Origin of the sequence: Pedobacter sp. JY14-1 (assembly GCF_029269825.1) — a bacterium.
Classification (GTDB): domain Bacteria; phylum Bacteroidota; class Bacteroidia; order Sphingobacteriales; family Sphingobacteriaceae; genus Pedobacter.
On sequence record NZ_JARJHU010000005.1, the window covers coordinates 196,206 to 219,280 of the forward strand.

Sequence of the window (23,075 nt, forward strand, 5' to 3'; positions counted from 1 at the left end):
AACATGGATTATCTAACCTTTGCAGGTAGTTTATATTGTTTTGAAGTGGTAAATGATTTCTTGCCGGTAATGTTCATCCGAACGCAGCAATACAGAAGGAAAGCCAGGCTGGTTCGGACTGTCGGGGTAGTACTGACATTCCAGGCACAGTCCGTCCAGCGCTGAATAACAGTAACCAAGGTGACCTTCATATGGGTTTCCTCCCAGGAAGTCACCAGTGTAGAGCATCATTCCCGGATAAGTAGTACTGACTTCCAGAGTACGGCCTGAGCCCTCATGCCACAATGCGGCAGCCGGAAGTATTTTACCCCCGGTATCGCTAAGTAGATAACAAACATTCAATTCAGGCCTGAGGAACCCCCCGTTAAAGCTCAGTTCCGCGGCTGGCAAGACCCTCCCGGTGGGAATGTAATCTGTATCTGCTTCCAGCACCCTGTCTCCCGAAATCCTAAGTCGATGCCCCATGATCTTCTCCCTCATCCCGGAGAGATTAAAATAGGCATGGTTGGTAAAACCTGCAATGGTATCGCAATCAGAGAAAGCAGTATAAACGATCATCAAACGATTGTCATCTGTCCATTCATAAGCTACTTCCACTTCAAGGTTACCAGGATATCCGCCTTCACCATCAGGACTGTGTAACCTGAACAACAGCCGTTCACCAGATACCTCATCATCGAAAACTTTTTTATGAAAGCCGCTGAACCCTCCATGATTCGAATTCCCGTTATCATTATTTTCAAGCAGATAGATCTTGCCATTAAGCTGAAACCGGCCACCGGCAATACGGTTTGCAAAGCGCCCTACCGTTACGCCCATATAAGCATTGTCGTATAAATATCCCTGAAATTCCGGATAGCCGAGTACCACATTGGCCAGCTTCCCCGCTCTGTCAGGTACGAGCACGCTGACCAGTGCTGCCCCGAAATTGGTCAGTTGTACCTTCGCTCCATTTTTATTTTCAAGGGTAAACAGGTAAATGGGATACCCGTCATGTGTACCCCAGTGCAGCCGTGTAATCTCCATAACGCTATTGTCTATCAAGGTAAACTTAGGTCTAAAGCCAAGGCAGGCCAATGGATAAATTCCAAAAAGAAATGGACAATCCGGTCACTGTTCAGAATTTTATGATTTTACTTTTATATTTAAGCCCGGCACCGGGATAGCCTTTGCGTCAGGATGCAATACTAACCAGATGAGCAGTACAGAACAGCAAAAAAATGAACAGGGGAAACGTGTCCGTGAAGGATTCCTTGGACAGCGGATGATTGTATTACCCCAAGCCGTAAAACGCAGGATTGCAGGCAATCCGCTGACGCGCGGAATCTATCTTACTGCCATCGGACATTACCCAAAGGCTGTAAACCACTATATAGAGCGCAAATCGGGTGCTGCCCAGTATATTCTTATCTATTGTACCGAAGGCATGGGGACCATTGAAGCAGAAGGCAACAACTACGTCTTACTTCCCAACAATTACTTTATCATTCCCAGAAATACAGCACACCGCTACCAGAGCAGTGACACCAACCCATGGAGCATTTACTGGCTACATTTTACCGGGGAACAGGCTGACGGCCTATATGCCAGATTCAAAGCAGAATCAGCCATTCCGCAGGTCCGTAATTTACCTTATGAAGAAAAGCGCATTCTTCAGTTCGAACAGGTTTATGCCATTACCGAGCATAGTTTTCAGGACAGGGAAATGGAAGTGATGAGTGCAGCCCTCCATTATTTTATCGCATCGATGATCTACAATAAGGAAGCAAATCCGGAGATGTACAGCACCGGGACAGTAAGCAATTCCATACAGTTCATGAAGCAGCACATCGGGGGCAGGTTTGGCATTGAGGATCTGGCGGCTCAGCAGAGGATTTCTGTATCCCATTACTCTCGCTCCTTCAAGAAACAGACGGGTACATCGCCCATCAATTATTTCAACCAGCTCAAAGTGTATCAATCCTGTCAGTACCTGTATTTCACCGACCGCAGCATCAAGGAGATCTCCGTCACACTTGGCTTTGACGACCAGTACTATTTTTCACGGCTGTTCAGTAACATCATGGGCATCTCGCCATCTGCCTACCGGAAACAGCATAAGGCAAGAACATAACCGGTTATCTCCTTTTTCCCGAGGGAGCGGCAAGCACCTCCCCACTCTTTACCGGCGTACCGAAGTTTGGGGTACCGTCGTCATTCCAGCTGAAGCGCTGGGCACGGGGCGAACGAAAACCTCCGCAACCCTGACCGGGTTTGTCATTAGCATGATACAAGATCCAGTCTTCCTTCCCATCCGGCGACTTAAAAAATGAATTGTGTCCGGGCGCGTAAACCGCGTTTTCCAGAGAACGTTTAAATACTGGTTCTGCCGATTTTGTCCACGAAGCAGGGTTCAGCAAATCCGCATCGGCCGAAGCAGTAAGCATCCCCAGCGCATAGAAGTCCGTCCAGCAGCCACTCGCCGAATATACCACAAATATTTTCTTCTTATGTACCAGGAACTGAGGTCCTTCATTTACATCTACATGCTTTAGACCAGGGTCGTTCAGATCACCGATCTTTTCCCAATCATAGCGCGGGCTGGATATCTTTACCCGTTCTCCTTCTACTGTCCATGGATTTTTGAGACGTGCAATATAAATCTCCTGCGTCCCGTTGGCATCTCCCTCCCAACCCGACCAAACCATGTACAATTTGCCCCTGTGCGCTATAACATCGCCATCAATCGCCCACTTATTCGTCGGATCAGTGATCTGGCCCTTAAATGTCCATTCCCCCTGCATCGGATCCCTGGAAGGATTTTCCAGCACATACATTCTGTGGTTGACATTATCACTACCGTCAGCCGCAAAATAAGCATACCATTTTCCCTGCAGGAACATGATCTCGGGTGCCCATATATTTTTGGAATAAGGTCCGGCAGCAGGTGGTCTCCAGATCACTTTACGTTCTGCATTTTTAAGCCCTTCAATTGTCTTGCTCTTCCAGAGCGTAATGTTCCTTGCGGTAGTATGCGTATAGTAATAATATCCGTCCTTATAAAAACTGTAAGGGTCGGCCCCGGAAGGCAACAAGGGATTGGTAAAGGTCTGTGAGCTGGCATAAAAATGTGCCCCCGCTATCAGCAGAAAACAAATAAGTCTGGATTTCATGTTTCTTAATCGGTTTCGTTTGTATGTATTTTGTGTGTTTTACGTTGTATGTGTAGTCCTGCCAATAAGATCTGCTACTGATAAGTTGCGCTGTTGAACTTGGTATCAAGCCAGGTAATATGCGTATCCAGGAACTTCTTCAGATAAGCCACCTCCGCTTCATATGTTGGCCAGACATACACCTCAATGTATGACTGCCTGCCGATAATATCCCAGCGCTTGAAATTCGCCGCCTGGGAAACTGCCAGTTTCTTCGCCAGCGGATCAATATTGGCACTCAACGCCTTAATCTTTGGCTTCAACTCATTCCATCGGCTGCGTATGCGCTGCCGAAAAGTCTGGTCTTCCATCATTCTCCTTACCCATAACTTTGGTTCAAACGCGGCATCCAGCATCAGGCCACTGGTCTGATCACCCGGCCTGTTGTCATTATTGGCCGCCTTGTCAAAATCCCATACCGGCCCGGTATAGATCTTATCATCATCATTTTTCTTAAACATATAGGTACTCCTGAACACGTCAGGATTCCCGATCACCTCGTTAATGATATAGTAGTCTACATAAGTATCCACATCGATGTATTTCCGGTAACCGTTGACAGGATCTGCAAAGGTTACGGAAAACAGGGCATCCTCGGCCTTTTGAAAATGAGCACTGATATAATCCTTCTGTGCCTTGGTCACCTTGTCATCATCCGGATACTTAATGACAAAGGGCATGCCCTTGCCGGTATAGAAGTAGGTGGGTTCTCCGTTTGCAAATAAGTCCTGCTCAATCAAATATCCCCCGTCTTCTACATCCACCAGTCCCTTACCTTCCTTTACCTGTTGGGTCAGCTGATAATTTCCTTCATAATTTCCATTTATAAATACCTCAACATACCTTGACTGCGTGGTAAATTCTCTGCCGATACTTCTGCTCAGAATAAAGGCCATTTCATTGCGCAGCAAAGTCTTATCGGCATAATTGGCCAACAGCACCCAGCTTTTGTTTTCAGGCATTCCCAAAAGCGGCGCCTTCTTGTCCAGCTTGATCTTATATGGCTTTTTGGGCATATCGTACCATGTTGAATTGCCCCGGCCTTTGACCTCCATCTTTCCGTCAAACACGACCTCAGTAAAATTGCTCACCAACCTGATCGTACCGTTTACATATATCTCTTTGCTCGTAATCGGCTTGCCATCTGTAGAAATGTACAGGGCAGCAATACCACTGTCGGAAAACTTCACCACATATTTCTTTTCGCTTTTGTCTTCTGCGACCACCCGGTAAGTAACCGGTTTTGTAAAGTTGTTATCTGTAGCACTGCTCTTCTGTTCCTTATCATCAACCATTACCTTAGCCCCTTCAAAGGTAAATTCCGGCACCAGGTAACTAAGGTTGCTCGCTGAAAAAGCCCTGGTATAAATGGTATCGCCAATGATTTCACCGACTACATCTTTTAGAAATACAGGATTCTTCGCAGACCGGAATACAAACGTCTTCATGACCTCCTCCGAACTCAGTGCGGGTTCAGGAGTAACCACCTTGTCCGGATCTTTTTTGCAGGCTGACAACAGGGAAATCGCAAACAGCGTCGACACAAAGGTCTTACCGGTAAGCCTTAGTCTGAAAATCATAAGTTCAAATATTTGGTTCCCTAATATACACATTCGCAGGCAGTCAGCATCATAAAAATGCCCGGCAGACATTACGTCCGCCAGGCATCGTTTCACACACTAAATAAAGGCTGTTCTAAACTATGGCATTACCGAGGAATGCGTATACAATTTATCGGTCGCTTGTTTCAGTTTCTCTACCGGAACTTTGATCACTTTGCGGTCATAGGTCATGAGCCCGTTAGTTTCATTCTCCACATCAGTAGTCTGGGTATAAACCGCAGCAGATAGTCCTTTCCGCACCAGCTCGTCCATTCTGTCCAGGAAAGAAGCATATTTTGCAAAAAGCTCATCCGCGTTTTTAAAGCTCTGGTAACCCCAGTTATCGGTTTCCTTCCAGCTATGACCAGTTACAGGAAGTCCAAGCCCGCCATACTCGCCCAGCACCACCGCATGGTCCTTACCGAAAAGATCCGGCCTTGGCATCCTTGGATCAGGATAATGATGCAGGTCCACGATATCACCAGTGATCACATGGTTACCACCGCTCGCGCTGTTCACCAGGCGCGACGAATCCATTTGCTTGGTCCATTCTGCAATCTCTTTGGTCTTAAACTGTCCCCAGGCCTCATTGAACGGTGTCCATACCACAATGCTCGGGAAGTTGTGCAGGTCTTTCATGATTTTCTCCCATTCCTTACGGTAATAACCCTCAGACTCGGGTGTACGTTTCTGGTCAGTACCTCCCATCAATCCCAGGTTAGGCTCCCACTGGTTGCCCAGGTCACCGCTTGGCATGTCCTGCCATACCAGCACTCCGCGCTTGTCGCATTCATAATACCAGCGGGCAGGTTCCACCTTGATGTGCTTACGGATCATGTTAAAGCCCATTTCCTTGGTCTTGATGATATCAAAGGCCATGGCCTCATAAGTCGGCGGCGTATATAATCCGTCAGGCCACCAGCCCTGGTCAAGCGGACCATACTGGAACACAAACTTATCGTTCAGCAGCATGCGCTGCACACCTTCCTTATCCGGTCCGATAGACGACTTGCGCATCGCAAAATAACTACCCACTTCGTCTACTACCTTTCCGTTACGCAAGACGGCCACTTTCAGATCATATAAAAACGGCGCATCAGGCGTCCACAATTTGGGGTTTGCCACAGGCAGTGAAGCCTCTTCACCAGCTTCAACTTCCTGCTCAGCCACCTTGGCTTTTCCGTCAAACGCAGTAATTCGCAATTTGTCACCTGCAACCGTTCCTTCTACCTGAGCAGATACCGCCAGTGTTTTGGTGTCAAGGTCCGGGGTCTGTCGTGTAGAAGCAATATAGGTCTTAGGCACACCTTCCAGCCATACCGTCTGCCAGATGCCGCTCACCGGTGTATACCAGATCCCTTCAGGTTTCATCACCTGTTTGCCTCTTGGCTGAGGCCCCTGATCGGTCGGGTCCCACACACTGATGACGAGTTCCTGCTTACCACCCTTTTTTACAAAGGCAGTTATATCAAAGGAAAACGGATCAAAACCACCTTCATGGCTACCCACTTTCTGTCCGTTCAGCCAGATTTCAGTTTTCCAGTCCACGGCACCAAAATGCAGCAAAATGGTATTCTTTATATTCGAAGGGATATTAAAGCTGGTATGGTACCAAAGCAGGTTATCCTTCGTCAGTGTCTTTCCTACGCCGGAAAGTGCAGATTCTACAGCAAAAGGAACTAGTATCTTGCCTTCATAACTTTGGGGTGCAGACGCGTCCTTACCTGTGATAGCATAGTCCCACAGACCGTTCAGGTTCTTCCAGTTGCCGGTGCGCGAAAGCTGTGGTCTCGGATATTCAGGAAGTACATTAGCAGGGTCTATTTTCTCCGCCCATGGGCTCATGATCTTGTTCCCTGCAGGTTTCCAGCCAGTCTGTGCGTTTCCAAACAGGAACATACAGGACAATGCAGCTGTAATTAGATGGCTTTTCTTCATCTTTTTTTGTTGGGTTAAATTGAATATATATGGTCAGTCCAAAGATTATACTTTTGTCAGGCTGTACTAAACCGAATTGTATCAAAATTTCGGCAATTTGTCTCAAATCGCAAAACCACAGGATATCAGCACAATTTTCTATATGTTTGGATGTGCACCGCCTGAACCTGAAGACACTATACCTGCCGATATTACTGCTGCTGACCTACTCGGGCCTGCAGGCACAGCCTTATTATTTCCGCAGATATCAGGTAGAGAATGGCCTTTCCAACAATGCGGTACTTTGTAGCCTGCAGGACAAGAAGGATTTTATGTGGTTCGGCACCAAGGACGGGCTCAACCGCTTCGATGGTTACGCTTTCAAGGTCTATCGCCACGATGCAGATGATCCAAAAACCATAGGCGGGAGCACTATCCAATGCCTGGCAGAAGACAGCAACGGCCTGCTTTGGGTCGGCACGGAAAATGGCATTTATACTTATAATGCCGCAACAGAAACCTTCAGTGCGCTGGAAAAACATCCGCACAAACTCATTCGCTCCATCCTTTTCGATGAAAGAGGAAGGCTGTGGTTTATCTCCAGGCTCAGCCTTTTCAGGTACGATCCGGAAACAAAAACTACCGTCGCATATCCACCGGAAAAGAACTTTTATGTAAGCGCTTTTTGTAAAACTCCTTCCGGTGAGCTTTGGCTGGCCACTGCCGATGGCTATATGGCCCATTACGACAGTGCCAGAGACAGATTCAAAAAATACCCGATATTTGACCAATCCCCACCCGTGACCGCTAAATGGGTGGAAAACATTTACCCAACCAGTGACGGCCACATCCTCATCGGCACTTCCGATCAGGGCGCGAAGGACTTTGACATCGTCAAAAAGACCTATAAAGACCTGCTCTCTCATGCCGGAGACGGATCTGGCATCTATGCACGTGATTTCATTGCCATAGACAGTAACACGCTATGGGTGGCAAGTGAATCTGGTATTTACATCTGTGATAGATCCGGGGGCAAAGTATTAAACCTCAGAAAGCAATACAATGATCCCTATTCTCTGTCTGATAATGCCATTTATGGTTTTTGTAAAGACCGCGAAGGTGGCATCTGGGTATACACTTATTTCGGGGGGCTCAATTACTATCCCCGTCAGTACGCTACCTTTGAAAAGTTTTTTCATAAGGTAGGTGAAAACTCCATCAGCGGTAACGCGGTACGCGAAATTGTCCCTGACAACAATGGCAACCTCTGGATCGGCACTGAAGATGCCGGCATTAACAAACTCAACCTGGCCACTGGCAAGATCACCAATTTTAAGCCCAATGGTCTCCGTACAGGCATAGCCTATTCAAACGTACATGGATTGCTGGCCGACGGGAAAGAGCTCTGGGTCGGCACCTTTGAGCACGGAGTCGACGTAATGGACCTGCGCACTGAAAAAGTGATCCGCCACTACAACATCAGCAGCAGACCCAATAAGCTCAGGAGCAACTTTATTTACGCTGTTTACAAGACCCGGTCGGGCATGCTCCTGCTTTCGACAACCAAAGGGCTATACCGCTATAACCGGCAGACCGATGACTTCAGCCATTTTCCGGGTATTCCGGACCAGTTGTTTTACACACATGTTATAGAAGATACTTCTGGCACGATATGGATAGGGACCGTACGCGATGGAATTTTTTATTACAATCAGGCCACCGGGAAAAGTGGTACATTCGTTAATCATCGGGGCAATGCCAACAGTCTCGTTGACAACAGGATCAACCGGTTATTTGAAGATCACGCCCGCAACATCTGGATCGCTACCGAAGCGGGACTCTCCCGGCTGGAACCAGCTACGGGGCGTTTTACCAACTATACCATCAAAAACGGTCTTCCCGCAAACGTGATTTACGGGCTGCTGGAAGACCGGCAGCACCAGCTGTGGATCAGTTCCTCGAAAGGTCTCATCAAATTCAACCCAAAAAACGGGCACATCAAGAACTATACCACGGCCGATGGTCTCCTCAGCGATCAGTTTAACTATAATTCATGCTACCAGGACAGCAACGGGAACATGTATTTTGGCAGTGTGAAAGGCATGATCCGCTTCAATCCATCAGACTTTACGACTGATACCTTCCGCCCGCCGGTATACATTACAGGATTGCAGGTCAACAACAGGGAACTGATGATCAACAGCGGCGACCCAACGCTCGACCGGTCGATTTTAATGACAGAAAAGATTGTCCTCAACCATACACAGTCTTCCTTCAGCATAGATTTTGCGGCACTGAGCTATACCTCCCCGGCCATGACAGAATATGCCTATCGTATGGATGGTATCGACAAAGAATGGACCTACCTGAAACAAAACCGCAAAGCTTACTTTACCGACCTTTCGCCCGGAAAGTATACCTTCAGGGTAAAGGCATCTAATAGCTCAGGGGTATGGAACACCAAAGAGACCACCATGCAAATCGATATCCTTTCGCCCTGGTGGGCCAGCGGACCGGCCTACGCACTTTACACCTTCCTCGCTGGCCTGATCTTGTTCCTGCTGGTCAAAAGAGACCATAAGCGTATCGAGCGCCGGAACGCCCGCCGGATGGAAGTCTTTGAGAATGAAAAGGAAAAGGAGATTTACCATGCCAAGATAGAGTTCTTCACCAATATCGCTCACGAGATCCGGACCCCGCTTACCCTGATCAGGGCCCCTATGGAAAAACTCATGAAACGTGCTGCCGAAGTGCCGGATATGGAGAAGAACCTGAATGTCATGAACAAGCACACGGGACGTTTGTTGGAGCTGACCAACCAGTTGCTTGATTTCCGGAAAACAGAAACCAAGGGATTTTCCCTCAACTTTGTAAAGACCAATATCACAGAGGTACTGAAGGATATTGCCTCCAGCTTCCAGCTGATCGCCGAACAAAAAGGGCACCGTTACCAGGTACATGTACCTGATGCTCCTGTACAGGCTTACATCGATCTGGAAGCCTTTTACAAGATCATGGGCAACCTGATCGACAACGCCATTAAGTATGGAAGATCAACCGTAACCGTAACGCTGAAAAAACCTGCACGCGATGCAGATCAGCTCAGTATCACCGTAGCCAGTGACGGCAGACCCATTTCGGAAGACCTTCGGGAAAAGATCTTCCAGCCTTTTTTCAGGGCGAGAGAAACTGAAGTACAACGTGGTACCGGCATCGGTTTGTCCCTGGCCAGGTCTCTTGCAGAGCTGCACAATGGCTCGCTGATCGCCGAAAAAAACAATACGGGATTTAATATATTTGTATTGACACTACCGGTACATCAGCTGATTGAATTTAACCTGAACAGTAAATGGAAAAAAACCTGAGTCACACCCTGCTGTTGGTCGATGATAACGAAGATATCCTCGAGTTCCTGTCGGATGACCTGGGGGACAGGTATCATATACTGACCGCTTTGAATGGCAAAAAGGCGCTGAACATACTCGATTCAGAATCCGTAGACCTCGTGGTCAGCGACATTATGATGCCGGAGATGGATGGGTTTGAACTCTGCGCGGCGATCAAATCCGGTCTTGAGTACAGTCATGTCCCTGTTATCCTGCTAACCGCAAAAAACACACTGCAATCCAAGATAGAAGGCTTAGAGCTCGGTGCAGACGCCTATGTTGAAAAGCCTTTTTCTCCTGAGTTCCTTGCTGTCCAGATTTTGAACCTGCTAAAAAACAGAGATAAGGTCAAGGCTTATTTTTCCAGTGCAGCACCACCTCAGTCCAGGGGTCTGGCACCTACACGCTCAGATGACCTGTTCCTGGAAAAACTCAGACAGGTCATCAATGCCAACATCAGCAACCCTGACCTGGATGTAGACCATCTGGCGGATAGTCTGCACATGAGCCGGCCTACCTTTTACCGTAAGGTAAAGGCAATCTCTGACCTCAGTCCGAACGAACTGATCAACCTTGCCCGGTTAAGAAAGGCTGTAGAATTGCTAAATGGCGGTGTGCTGAAAATCTATGAGATCGCAGAAATGGTAGGTTACAGTTCCCAGACACAGTTCGGCCGGAATTTTCAGAAACAGTTTGGCATGTCACCTACTGATTACCTGAAAAACCCAGCCGGTTAAATTTATACTACCGAATATAAAAAGTCTGGCTGAAGGCACCATTCGCTGCGACATCCCAGGCCTCTACCCGAAGCCACTTTCTTCCTTTCAGCACAGGCTTCAGCTGAAACACCTGTTCTCCAAATGCTTTTGTCTTACTCATATCGACCTTCTCGCGATATACCTTTTCCCCGTCACCTGAAATGATCTCCACGAAATTCATCGGAAAGGTCCAGCCTAGTTTAAGCCTTACATTGGCGGTTCCATCTGCATTCAAAACCAGCTCCTCTCCTGAACGCTTGCCATTCACAGTCAACTCCGGCATCAATACCTCACCTGTTGTAGAAAAGAACCTCCCGTGCTGCATCGCATCCAGCACAGGTTGCCAACCCTTGTCAAATTCAGGCAGCTCATCAAGCATCAGATAGTTGACATTCAGGTGCGCGTACATTTCATTTTCCGGAGTGATCGTAAAGAGATCGGCTTCGGCGATCACCGTTTTCCTGTCGCCCCAATTGTTCATGTCGTCCATCAGGTCGAGGACTCTCTTGCCCAGCCTTGGCGAGGAAAGATCAGCCGGCATAGCTTTCCAGGCCGCTCCCATAAAACGGTCAGATTTGAAAAAATCCTCATGGTTGTAGATATCCGGCGCGTTGACAGAGCCTTTTGTGCGGGGATGCGCAGTCCAGGCCAGTCCCTTTTCCTCCTTCAGCAACCTTAGCATATCCTCCTTATCGCCAACATGATATACCTTACCATATCCAGGTACCTCCTCAGAGAAAGGAGTTCCCTGTTTCCTGGACATGATCCAGTAAACCGGCTTCGGAAAAATCTGCAGCCAGTGCCCTCCAAAAAACTCATTCGGTTCTTCTCCCGGCATCAGCAGAAACTGTTTGTCTGAAAGCCTGCGGCATTGCTCAAACAAAGCCTTAAGTTCCAACAGCCTTTGCGGGTCCGGACCACGGGGGTGCGCTGTATAATGGAACTCACCTAAATGCACCATGTCAATTCCCGTACGCTTGAAAACCTTTACAAAGTCAGGTGAATCCGGCACCGGCTTATTGGCAAGAACTACACTCATAATGAATTCGTTATGAAAGTGACTGGACATCGTCTTAAAGCCAGGAATACTGGCATAACGGTCTTTCCTGGTAAACTGCTTAACTGCCGCAAGTGCCGGTTCGGCTCCCTGGTCGCCGATGAGGCAAAAGAAATTCAGGCGCTGAGAGGTTCCGGGAGGTGTATTGAACCAGGGTACGAAACGGTTATCACCTTTCAGCTCCTGCCTGATACCGATACCATACCCATCCGTCATTTTCCTGTAGCCGGCCCCGTGCCATACGAATTTCAGGTTAAAAGCCTCATCCAAAGGATAAAAATACTGGTGAGGAGCCGGAAATACCGCTAGTGTGCCACCACTTGTGCTTGCAGCGATCGTCCTGTACTTTACCGCAAGGTTACGCGCGGTGTCAGCAGCCAAAAAAGGCACGTGTTTCAGTTGTTCATCCGTGTCTGTCCAGGAGATCTCTTTCCATTCTCCTGCCCTGCTTACCAGGCCAGCGTCATACACCATCGCAGTCGCATCCGTATCTGTGCGCATCACTGCAGCGATATTGAACAGGGGGCTTCCGTTATAAAAGGTAACTTCGAGTTTTCCACTGAACCGGTCAGCGCTGATATTTCCGATAGTTACCACCGTCCGGCTGCCCGTACTGCTCACCGCAGCGGAAGATTTCTTCAACACTGCCGTGAAGCTTTTATATGGCTTTTGGGGCACTTTATCGAAGAAAATATTCCAGCCATTTTGCGACAGCAGATCGCGCTTGCCGATACTGAGCAGAAATACCGGGTCCAAACCGGAAGCTACCTGCCTTTTAGCGTTTTTCCCGCTAAGGCTTACCGACTGAAAAAGCGGTTTACCGGCATTCAGGTCAAAGACAACAGTACCACGCTGACCGGTACCGGCAGGCCAGCTCAACTCCAGCAGATTTCCCTTCTGCTGAAAGACAGCTTCATTACCTGAATTAAAATTCCTGGAATCTACCCTGATCTGGGCGAAACCTGTAGCGGTCAGCAACAGTACCGCAAAAAAAGACAAAAACAACCTCATCAGCTCAATCTGTTAGTTTCTATTTTACTACCGGGAAAGCTACTATACGCACCTTTGTAAAGCCAAACGGCACAAGTGTAAGTGTCTCTTCCCGCTGTTCTACTTCTCCCTTGTACAATCCTTCTCTGTCGGTAACCGGCTGCCGTGCAACTCCTTCCAGTACTTTCCATGAAGGAATCTTTTTACCTTTCGCAGTGATCTCAACAGGTGCGTTCTGCAGGTTCCATACAAACTTAGACTGCAGGGGTTTTGTTTTCACCAGCAAGTTCTGCTCAGGGTTCTTCACAATATTCTCAAGCAGACCATAATTCCAGTCCGATTTTGGGAACACACTGAAATAATCACCTTCTTCCTTCTGGTTCCCCTTTTCCCAGCGTTCTTCCAGCTTAAGTGCATATACCAGCGGCCCGCGTTCTACTGTCCTCGAATTGCGGCCCCAGTTGGAAGTGCTCAGGTGCATCGGTATCTTCAGTGTCACTTTGTCTTTATTTTTCCAACTCTGGGAGAGTGTAATCAGGCTACCGCCTTTCGCCGCCTGTACCTCCACCCCGTTGATCAATACCTTGGCTTCTTTGCACCATGAAGGTATGCGCAGTTCCAGCGGAAAACTTACCGCCTTATTCGTTGAGAATTCAAAATTGATCTCATCCTGGAAAGGATAACTGGTATTCTCGCGAATGCTCACTTCCTGTCCGTTTACCTTTGTTTTCAGCGTATTAGGCCCATACACAAGTGCGGCAAGCCCGCCAGAAGCCGTATGGTACCACAAGCTCTGCACATACTTTGTCCAGCCCTGGTGCATATTGGCGAGACAGCAGGTATAACCGCTGCGCATTCCCAGTACATTGTTCATCTCGCGCCCGAAAGGTAGCGAGAAATCAAATACTCCCCTGCTGATCTGCACCTGGTTGGCAATCTGAAAATACTGTTTATTGTTGAAATCATCTGTAGTTTGTGGCGGCAGGGCATTGAAGGTCATCCGTTCCAATGCATCCATATATTCGTGGTCACCTGTAATCTCAATAATCTTCTCCAGCGAATACATTGTTTCTACCGTAGCGCAAAGTTCAACCCCTTGTGTTGGATGATTACCATGTAAGTCTTCGTCTGCAGAAAAGATGCCCATTGGAAGGCCATGCAGTGTCATCAGATCCCTGAAGCCCGTCTTCAGACCTTTCAGATAGGCAGCATCGCCGGTACGCTGATAGTCGACCGCCGGCGCCTTAAGTGCCATACCTACATTCACGCCGTGCCGGTTCAGCCAGTGGTCAAAATTCTGCTGGGCAGCTGCACCGATCACCCAGTCACGGTTGCTCAGCAGATCACTCCACTGATAACCCTGTTTCTGGATCATATCTGCCAGTTCAAGCAATGACGAATCTCCATTGATACCATAAAGCCATAATGCCATCATTGCGTTATCATGCCCCCTGGACACTGCCCACTCTGTCCATTTCCCCAGGTTAACTTTTTGCAAAGTCGCCCTCTGATAGTCAAAATACCGCTCCATCAAGGTAATTACCCGCTGATCGCCCGTTGCAGAATAATATTGCTGCAATACCTTCAGCATCACCATTTTCGGCCACCAGTCATCTCCGTTTTCAGGATGCTGTACGTCTACCTTTTTACCTTCCCGTTCTGCACCGGTAATCCCGCCGAAGTAACCAGATGGGCGTTGGTTGTCAAGTACCCAGTTGATATATTTCATTACCTTCTGTTTCAGGGCAGCGTTGTTCAACTGCCAGGCCAGTGGTACTGCACCGTCAAGCCAATAGGGGGTTTCCTCCCAGGCGTCACCTTTTCCGCCAAGCCAGCCATTGTCATTTTTCACCTTCCAGTAAACTTCATCAAGATGGCCGGTCGTACCCGCCAGCATGGTCTCCAGTTGGTCCTTCAACCATCCCTGCGGCTGGATAGCACCAAGGGCCACCGGAGTGTACCTGGGTTTTACATAAGGATGATCCTGTCCCGTCTTTTCAGAACGCGGTGCATCAGGTTTAAATGCAAGTAAAGTAAATGCAAGAGCAGCAAAGACAGTTCTTCGGTTCATTTGGTTTCTATCTGGTCAATTAAAATTAAACAAAGAAAACAAACCTCAGTTCAATTAGCGATACATTCTGTCTCAAAGTTTCGCCCCCTTGTATCATTGTATATTCATATGTTGTCCCTGATATCCTTTGGAACCCAGATTAAAAAATATAATCACGTTAGCGGAAGTACTTGAAAATACTGGTGTATTATGCTAATTTGGCAAACCGCCATACTCCCGTATCCGGCCAAACCAAATGAACCTGAAAACAATCATCATTTGCGGCATCTCTGCCATTTCTTCTCTGTCTCTGGGTTACACCCTTACGTTTCAGCAGGAAAACTCCTCTGTTGAATGGCCCGAATATCTGGGCGGAAGTGATCGCAATCATTATTCTCCGCTGAAGCAGATCAATGCCCGCAATGTTAAAAACCTGGAAAAGGCCTGGGAATATCATTCTGCGGATTCAGGCCAGGTACAATGCAATCCGATCGTTATCGCAGGCACACTTTATGGTGTAACCGCTTCCAACCATGCTTTTGCCTTAGATGCAGCAACTGGAGCAGAAAAATGGAGGTTTCGCCCTTCGGGACAACCTACGTCAAATACCAACCGAGGCCTTACTTACTGGAGTAACGGCAATGAAAAGCGCATTCTGTACGCTTATGATTCCTTTCTGTATGCGCTGAATGCACAGACCGGAAAACCAGTAGACAGTTTCGGCGAACTTGGCCGGGTAAGCCTGCGTACTGGTCTGGAAGCCAATGCAAAAGACCGATTTGTCATTTCTAATACACCTGGCGCTTTGTTTGAAGATCTCATCGTCATGCCACTCCGGGTAGGCGAAGAAGAAGGGGCCGCCATCGGTTACCTGCAGGCCTTCAACGTAAAAACGGGAAAACTCGCCTGGGTTTTCAAGACCATACCAGATTGCGGACAACCCGGAGCAGAAACCTGGCCGGCCGACATCAAGAGCAGAGCCGAGGTCGGTGCCACCAACAATTGGTCGGGTATCGCGGTAGATAAAAAGAGGGGGATGTTATTTGTACCTACCGGTTCTGCCGCATTCGATTTTTACGGCGGAAACCGCAAAGGCAAAAACCTCTATGCCAATTGCCTGCTTGCCATCAACGCCCGAACCGGAAACCTCATCTGGTACTACCAACTGGTGCACCATGACGTGTGGGACAGAGACCTTCCTGCACCACCTAATCTGGTGCAGGTTACCCGCAACGGCAGAAAAACCGATGCCGTTGCCCAGGTCACAAAGCATGGTTACGTATTTGTGTTCGACAGGCTGACCGGTAAACCAATTTTCCCGATCGATGAAAAACCCTTCCCCGCATCTGATGTCCCAGGTGAGCAAACCTGGCCCACACAGCCTATCCCAAGAATGCCTCTCCCTTTTTCGCGGCAAAACATTACAGAAAAAGAAATCAGCAATATCGCAGATAACCGGCAGGAACTTTTAGAGACCTTCCGTAAAGCCCGGAAGGGAACCTACCGGCCCCTGGCGATCAATACCGAAACACTGATCTTTCCGGGTGCAGACGGTGGTGCCGAATGGGGAGGTGCCGCAGCAGATCCCGAGGGTGTGCTTTATGTAAATTCCAACGAAATGCCCTGGCTGTTCAGCCTGAGCCACAGGGAAGATAATGCAGCACAGACGGGCTTGTCGCCAGGACACTTGCTGTACAACAATACCTGTGCATCATGCCATGGCCAGGAACGCAGGGGCAATCCTAAAAGCGGCTATCCTGCACTCACCGATATCAGATCCAGGAAGCAAAGGAGGGAAATCGATAACCTCATCCGCAGCGGTAAAGGCATGATGCCAGGCTTCACCGGTATTACGCCGGCAGAACGCCAGACCATTATCGATTTCCTTTTCGGAGAAGAAAAAACTGAGGCGCCATCTTCATTGAATACCGGAAACCGGAAAACCTCTGGAAACCCTTATAAATTCAATGGTTATAACAAATTCCTGGACAACAATGGCTATCCTGCCATCACTCCACCCTGGGGAACACTCACTGCAATAGACCTGAACACCGGGAAGCACCTCTGGCAGAAAACCTTGGGCGAACTTCCGGAACTGACCGCAAAAGGCATTGCCCCGACAGGCACTGAAAATTACGGTGGCCCCGTAGTCACCGCCAGCGGCCTCCTGTTCATTGCTGCAACCAAAGACGGCATGTTCCGCGCCTTCGATAAAAAGACCGGAATGCAGCTTTGGCAAACTCAGCTGCCAGCAGCGGGTTATGCCACTCCCAGCACCTACGAAGTAAATGGCCGCCAGTACGTCGTCATTGCCTGCGGAGGTTCCAAACTCGGCACCCGCAAAGGCGACAGTTATGTAGCTTACACTTTGAAGGACTAATTATTTTGAAAGAAAGAAAAAAAAAACAAAAATCAAATGAAACTCAACATCTCTCTGCTCATCTTCACTTCAATTCTGTCAATTCGTGCTTATGCCCAGGAAAAAAGCTGCGATTGCCCGGCCAACATAAATGAAACCATTGCTAAGACAGAAGCGAACTATGCGGGTTTCCCGGTAAAGGTCACAGCGAAGAACCGGCCCGAATACAATCGGCTGGTCAGCTCCTTAAAGAATAAGGCGAGAACATCAGCAGACAATAAAAACTGCTTCGAACTTTGCCGCGAATATGTAAGGTTCTTTAACGACAAACATTTCAGCCTGAGTTTCATGAGCAGCAAGCTCCCTGCAGGTGAAATCATTCCTGCCAACGAAGCCATGTTCAGCAACCTGAAGCCTGCAAGAAACAGTCCTGAAGGTATATGGATCAACCCCGATAGTACGCTGAAACTTGGGATCCGCAAATACGCCGGAAATATCTATAAGGCAATTGTACTGGAGTCCAGGGACACTACCTTAAAAAAGGGGCTGGTCTACTTCACCCTCCAGCCACATGAAAAAGGTTTTCTGCTGAAACAATACAACGTCTTCAGTACACTCGACTTTTATGCCCGGCAGCGAGGTGCTCTTCTGCAGCTATGGAACTTTGCGCTTTATGGCCGGATCAGTTCCACACCAATGAGCACCGCAGAAAAATCCGAGCTGGCCACCTGGCGAAACCACAACAACGGACTAGACTTCAAACAGCTCGATACCCAGACCGCATACATCAGGATACCTACCTTTTATAATAACGACAGTAAGATAGAGAAACTCGTGGCAACTAGCGATAAAGCGATCCGGAACAGCAAGTACCTCATTATTGACCTCAGGGGAAATGGCGGTGGTAACTCTGGGTGGAGCAATCTGCTTCCTTATGTCATGACCAATCCGATCAGTCAGGACTCAGTTATGCTCCGGGTCTCCCCTGACAATGTCAGGCTAAGGCGTTCAGAACTCGAGTATTTTGTAACGCAGCCATTACCGGGGGAAATGAAAAAATACTATACGGACGAACTGGTAGCCCGGTTAAAAAAGGCATATGACGAACTACCCAGCTCAAAGGCAACATTTTATCCTATACCATCACTGACCATTCCTGTTGATGCTGTGTTACAGAAACCTGAAAAGGTAGCGCTGATCACCGACGGACTTTGTGGCAGTTCCGCAGAATACTTCTTCTATCTGATGAAACAGAGCCGTAAAACCACGCGGTATGGCAGCAACACTGTAGGCATGATGGACTATGAAGGTCCTACTTCCCGGACACCCCTGCCCTGTAATGAAATGGTTTTGATGATTCCTATTGCAAAATCGGCATGGACGGATCAGGCTCCTATTGACCTAACCGGCTTCAAACCAGATGTGATGATCAACAAACCAGAAAATGAATGGTTAGACTATATCGTAGAAGACTTAAAGAAATCGCGGTAATTTTCTACAAACCAGGTCACCGCCTCATTCTTATCTTTTCTGCAAACCATCACGATCTCCGTATCAACAGGCAAATGCGCCAATGCCCAGCAGCTCAGGCCCAGTGCCTGCACCTGGGAGGAAAGTGAGGCCGGGAGTATGGAAATCCCGGCGCCATGCGCCACAAGCTGCAATATAGAATGTACCGTATTTGCTTCATGTGTTATCGCAGGGACAAAACCCAACCGATGACAGATCTCTACCAGCTTCTGATGGTAGACCGGCGCATAATCGCTGTTGAAAAAGATGAAAGGACCTTGTTTTAATAAAGGGCCAATTGTTTCAGGGCCTTCCGGTTGCGGCCAACCGGGAGGCGTAACCGCAATAAAACCGTCCCTGAACAGGCTGGTCACCTCCAGTTTTTCAGAGCCAACCGGTGCCCTCATGATCCCGATGTCTAGTTTCCCTTCCTCAAGAGCAGCCACTTGTTTTACGGTCGGAACTTCATACAGCTTCACCTTCAGGAAAGGGAAAACCTCATGCATCCGGTGCAGGACTGTCATTAGCTGCGACTGGCCCGTCGAACTGATGTATCCGATCTTCAGCTCGCCGCTCAGGTTTTCATGGAGCTGTCTGACCACCTGCTTTCCCTCATTCAGTCTTGACAATATTTCGTCCGTCAGCACCTTGAAATATGCGCCGGCAGGAGTCAGTGCCACCCGCTTATTGTTCCTCTCAAAAAGCACCGCACCAAGCTCTTCTTCCAGCTCGCGTATCTGGCGGCTCAGCGGAGGTTGGGAGATAAACAGTTTTGCCGCTGCATTCCTGAAATGCAGTTCTTCAGCAACCATCTTAAAATAAACCAGGTGACGTAATTCCATGTATACAAGCATCAATCAATACCATAAAGATATCAATAATTGATAAAATTGATATTTTTAAGCTATCACAAATGCCATTACTTTTGGTTCAACAATACCAATAAAGGCACTTTAAAGTAAAACCAGATCACCATGAAAGCAAACAAGCACCACAACAAGTCGACCATAGCACAGATCAGAGAACGGTTCGACAACGATGTTGAACGATTTTCTAACCTGGAAACCGGGCAAGTAACCATCATTGACGCCGCCCTCTGCCTGGACCTGATCACCAGTGCCGCTTATCATGTAAATCCCCTTGCAAAGGAACTGCTGGACATAGGTTGCGGGGCAGGGAACTATACCTTGAAAATGCTGGAGAGGATACCTGATATTAACTGTACGCTGATCGATCTCAGCTGTCCCATGCTCAGAAAGGCAAAAGAGCGCATCGCCCCGGCTACAAAAGGTAATATCGAAGCCATCCAGACCGATATCCTGCACCAGGAACTCCCCGAAAACAGCTATGACATTGTACTTGCTGGTGCCGTCATGCACCATCTGCGCAATGATGCAGACTGGGAAACTGTTTTCAGCAACATTTACCGCGCCTTAAAACCGGGCGGCAGCTTCTGGATTTCCGACCTCATCAGCCAGGACCATCCTGCTCTCGAGGCGGTCTTTGAAGAACAATATGGCAAATACCTGGAAAGCCTTGGCGGGCCGGAATACCGCAAAAAGGTACTTGATTATATTGAAGCAGAAGACACTCCGAGATCAGTCAGTTTCCAGCTGGCCCTCATGCGCAAAGTCGGCTTTAGCTATACCGAAGTACTGCACAAGAACAGCCGTTTCGCAGCCTTCGGCGGCATCAGGTAAACAAGCCTGTCCTGGTCACTGCAGCCTCAGCACAGACCCGCCCTCGCCATGCAGTTCTGTAGCGGATACGATGGTAAAGCGAAATTTAGTTTCCAGCTCCTTCACCGTTACCGTCAGCCGCTTCCCGCTGATCTTATAAGTACCCCTCCAGACAATGTCCCCGCCCGGCATAATATCCGCTATACCGCCAGGTCTCAGCATCAAAGTAGTCGCCGTGATGATCAGCGGGTCGGTCTGTGGCCCTGCATTGACCTGGATATAGTAACTATCCTTAGTCACCTCCAGGGCATCCATTTTGCAAGCAACAAAGGTCGCAACAGCAAACAAACAAAAGAAGTAAACGATGTATTTTTTCATAGTTGCTAATTTGGAATAGGGGATATGCTTGTTGAGTTCAGACGAATTATTCCGTCAAAATGCTACAATTTAAACTATACAGCTGAAGAAAATTAACTAGCTTCAATCCCGCTAATCATTTTCTTTATGAACATCCTGATCGTTGAAGACGAAAAGACACTGGCTCTGGAAATGGCAGTTTTTCTGGGCAAAGAAGGTTATACGATAGAACACGCCTGGAAGAAAGCAACCGCAGAAGAGAAGATCTTCGTCAATAATTACGACTTTATCCTGCTTGACCTCGGCCTGCCAGACGGCGACGGTCTGACACTTCTGAATGGTCTCAAACAATTGCCCGGCCGGGAAGATGCCGTTATTGTCCTCACCGCACGCGGTGAAGTGAATGACCGCATCAATGGATTGGAAGCCGGTGCGGACGACTACCTGACGAAACCCTTTTCGCTCACCGAGCTTCTTGCGCGGATCCATGCGATCACCAGGCGCAAGCATAAGCTCGAAAAGAACGAGGTCAGTATTCACAACTTTCTCCTGGACATCGGCAACCATAAAGTCAGCTTTAACGATCAGCGCATCAACCTCACCAATAAAGAGTTTGAGATTTTCAATTACCTGGTCCTTAACAAAAACCGCATCATCTCCCGGGTCAATCTCACAGAACATGTATGGGGAGATATCCTCGAAGTAAACTCAGATTCCAACTTTGTCGATGTACACGTGAAAAACCTGAGAAAGAAACTCTCAGCCCATAGTCCCATCGAATGGTTTGAGACCGTCCGGAGCATCGGCTATCGTATCAATGTACCGGAAAAATAAACAGATGAAACTTCAGTTCAAACTGGCCCTATATAATACGCTGACCAAGATGGCGGTCATCGCCATACTGGGTGTCCTCGTACTGGTATCCATTAACCGGATCTCCGTAAACCATATCCGTCAGCGGCTGCTGCAGAAAAAAACAAGGCTCATTACTAATCTTTCAGGAGTAGAACTGGAAAACCTGCTTACCAACAAAACCTTTACCGACTACAATCTGTTGCGGGAAGAATACATTGTCGTAAGGGAACTCAAAATCGACGAGCAACCTGTTAAACGAAAATTCAGCCAGGAGCAACGCAGCATTGAAGACAATAATGAAGCATTCCAGATCCTGGTAACCAGCTTTAGTTATAAGGGTAAGAAATACCGCCTGGAACTGGGCGAAGCCATGACCACTGTAGACCAGTTGGAGCGGACTATTTCCATTTTTACGCTTGCCGTTATGGTAGCCGCAGTCATTCTTTCGCTGATGGCCGATCTTGCCTTCACCCGCCTCCTGCTATCCCCTTTTTACCAGATCATTGACAGGAAACTCAATAAGGTAAACGATCCGGTTAACTTCAACTACGGCCTCATTAAGACATCCACTACAGATTTCAAGGTATTAGACCAAAGCATCAGCACCCTGATGCAAAGGATCACTACGCTCTTTCTTACTGAAAAGGAATTTATCGCCAATATCTCCCATGAATTACTCACGCCTATTTCCATACTGAACACCCGCCTGGAAAACCTGTTAAACGATGAGCAGCTGAGTACAGAAGGCGAAAACAAGATCTTTGCAAGCCTGAAGACCCTTGCCCGACTGAAAGGGCTCATCAACAGTCTGCTGCTGATATCCAGGGTAGAGAACAGGCAATATGATAAACCCGATGTCATATCGGTCCGTCAGACTGTGGCGGATGTACATGAAGAACTGGAACACAGGCTTCCCATGATGAACCTGCATTTTGGCACCGCAATCCATGAAGATCATCATTTCCAGGGGAACAGATCCCTTTTTCATACATTGCTGGCCAACCTGGTAAGCAACGCCATCAAATACAACAAGCCAGGCGGCACGGTCAGCATTACCAGCCACAGCAGCAGCGGGCAATATATGCTCATTGTCAGTGATACCGGTATGGGCATGGATAAGGAGGCAATTGAAAACGCCTTTGTACGTTTTGAGAAACTTGGTTCAGAAAAAGAAGACAGTCATGGTCTTGGGCTGGCCATCGTACGCAGCATAGCAGCCTTTCATGGTATCGAAATCAACATGCAGTCTGAAAAAGGGACCGGTACCACTGTCACCATTAATTTCAAGCTTTCTACCCCCGTGCCTTCTTCATGAAATCTTCATTTTAGATGTACAACTTTGGTCTAACAAAAAACACTAAAATAC

The 23,075-nt window shown here is 48.0% G+C and carries 16 protein-coding genes; 8 read left to right on the plus strand and 8 right to left on the minus strand.

Annotation, left to right across the window (positions count from 1 at the left end):
* Positions 1-30: 30 nt before the first annotated feature.
* Positions 31-1,026, minus strand: a complete 996-nt coding sequence (locus P2W84_RS11300; RefSeq protein ID WP_276090245.1) for an aldose epimerase family protein — start codon at positions 1,024-1,026, stop codon at positions 31-33.
* Positions 1,027-1,195: 169 nt separating this feature from the next.
* Between P2W84_RS11300 and P2W84_RS11305 the strand changes: the two genes are divergently transcribed.
* On the plus strand, positions 1,196-2,113 hold the full coding sequence (locus P2W84_RS11305) for an AraC family transcriptional regulator (RefSeq protein ID WP_276090246.1): 918 nt from the start codon (positions 1,196-1,198) through the stop codon (positions 2,111-2,113).
* 4 nt (positions 2,114-2,117) lie between these two features.
* On the opposite strand, the gene P2W84_RS11310 is transcribed toward P2W84_RS11305, so the two are convergent.
* From P2W84_RS11310 to P2W84_RS11320, 3 genes are all read right to left on the minus strand, one after another.
* The gene (locus tag P2W84_RS11310; protein ID WP_276090247.1) at positions 2,118-3,152 is read right to left on the minus strand and encodes a glycoside hydrolase family 43 protein; all 1,035 of its coding nucleotides are present in this window, start codon (positions 3,150-3,152) and stop codon (positions 2,118-2,120) included.
* A 74-nt stretch (positions 3,153-3,226) separates the two neighbouring features.
* Positions 3,227-4,771, minus strand: coding sequence for a CotH kinase family protein (locus P2W84_RS11315; protein ID WP_276090248.1), 1,545 nt, complete (start codon positions 4,769-4,771; stop codon positions 3,227-3,229).
* A 120-nt stretch (positions 4,772-4,891) separates the two neighbouring features.
* Complete coding sequence (locus tag P2W84_RS11320) at positions 4,892-6,730, minus strand: sugar-binding domain-containing protein (RefSeq protein WP_276090249.1); 1,839 nt, start codon at positions 6,728-6,730, stop codon at positions 4,892-4,894.
* A gap of 152 nt (positions 6,731-6,882) precedes the next feature.
* Here P2W84_RS11320 and P2W84_RS11325 point away from each other — a divergent pair, with 152 nt between their 5' ends.
* Together P2W84_RS11325 and P2W84_RS11330 are read left to right on the plus strand one after the other, a co-directional pair.
* Entirely contained in the window at positions 6,883-10,074 is a 3,192-nt protein-coding gene (locus P2W84_RS11325) for a sensor histidine kinase (RefSeq protein ID WP_276090250.1), read from the plus strand.
* The gene (locus P2W84_RS11330) at positions 10,059-10,832 is read left to right on the plus strand and encodes a response regulator (protein ID WP_276090251.1); all 774 of its coding nucleotides are present in this window, start codon (positions 10,059-10,061) and stop codon (positions 10,830-10,832) included. Before P2W84_RS11325 ends, P2W84_RS11330 begins: the two co-directional genes overlap by 16 nt.
* Positions 10,833-10,839: 7 nt before the next feature.
* Here P2W84_RS11330 and P2W84_RS11335 read toward each other — a convergent pair whose 3' ends face one another.
* Together P2W84_RS11335 and P2W84_RS11340 are read right to left on the minus strand one after the other, a co-directional pair.
* Positions 10,840-12,921: a hypothetical protein gene (locus tag P2W84_RS11335; protein WP_276090252.1), complete on the minus strand. Its 2,082-nt coding sequence runs from the start codon at positions 12,919-12,921 to the stop codon at positions 10,840-10,842.
* 19 nt (positions 12,922-12,940) lie between these two features.
* Complete coding sequence (locus P2W84_RS11340; protein ID WP_276090253.1) at positions 12,941-14,971, minus strand: beta-L-arabinofuranosidase domain-containing protein; 2,031 nt, start codon at positions 14,969-14,971, stop codon at positions 12,941-12,943.
* Positions 14,972-15,206: 235 nt separating this feature from the next.
* On the opposite strand from P2W84_RS11340, the gene P2W84_RS11345 reads away from it, so the two are divergent.
* The gene (locus P2W84_RS11345; protein WP_276090254.1) at positions 15,207-17,330 is read left to right on the plus strand and encodes a PQQ-binding-like beta-propeller repeat protein; all 2,124 of its coding nucleotides are present in this window, start codon (positions 15,207-15,209) and stop codon (positions 17,328-17,330) included.
* 36 nt (positions 17,331-17,366) lie between these two features.
* Positions 17,367-18,800, plus strand: coding sequence for a S41 family peptidase (locus P2W84_RS11350; RefSeq protein ID WP_276090255.1), 1,434 nt, complete (start codon positions 17,367-17,369; stop codon positions 18,798-18,800).
* Here P2W84_RS11350 and P2W84_RS11355 read toward each other — a convergent pair.
* Positions 18,767-19,660, minus strand: a complete 894-nt coding sequence (locus P2W84_RS11355) for a LysR family transcriptional regulator (RefSeq protein WP_276090256.1) — start codon at positions 19,658-19,660, stop codon at positions 18,767-18,769. The two genes, P2W84_RS11350 and P2W84_RS11355, sit on opposite strands and share 34 nt — an antisense overlap.
* Before the next feature lie 132 nt (positions 19,661-19,792).
* On the opposite strand from P2W84_RS11355, the gene P2W84_RS11360 reads away from it, so the two are divergent.
* A complete protein-coding gene (locus tag P2W84_RS11360) occupies positions 19,793-20,518 on the plus strand; it encodes a class I SAM-dependent methyltransferase (RefSeq protein ID WP_276090257.1) in 726 nt (241 codons plus the stop codon).
* Positions 20,519-20,533: 15 nt separating this feature from the next.
* On the opposite strand, the gene P2W84_RS11365 is transcribed toward P2W84_RS11360, so the two are convergent.
* Positions 20,534-20,875, minus strand: a complete 342-nt coding sequence (locus P2W84_RS11365; RefSeq protein WP_276090258.1) for a hypothetical protein — start codon at positions 20,873-20,875, stop codon at positions 20,534-20,536.
* A 126-nt stretch (positions 20,876-21,001) separates the two neighbouring features.
* Here P2W84_RS11365 and P2W84_RS11370 point away from each other — a divergent pair, with 126 nt between their 5' ends.
* The gene (locus P2W84_RS11370) at positions 21,002-21,688 is read left to right on the plus strand and encodes a response regulator transcription factor (RefSeq protein WP_276090259.1); all 687 of its coding nucleotides are present in this window, start codon (positions 21,002-21,004) and stop codon (positions 21,686-21,688) included.
* A 4-nt stretch (positions 21,689-21,692) separates the two neighbouring features.
* Positions 21,693-23,024 carry a HAMP domain-containing sensor histidine kinase gene (locus tag P2W84_RS11375; RefSeq protein WP_276090260.1) on the plus strand — a complete coding sequence of 444 codons (1,332 nt, stop codon included), beginning with the start codon at positions 21,693-21,695 and terminating at the stop codon, positions 23,022-23,024.
* Positions 23,025-23,075 lie beyond the last annotated feature (51 nt).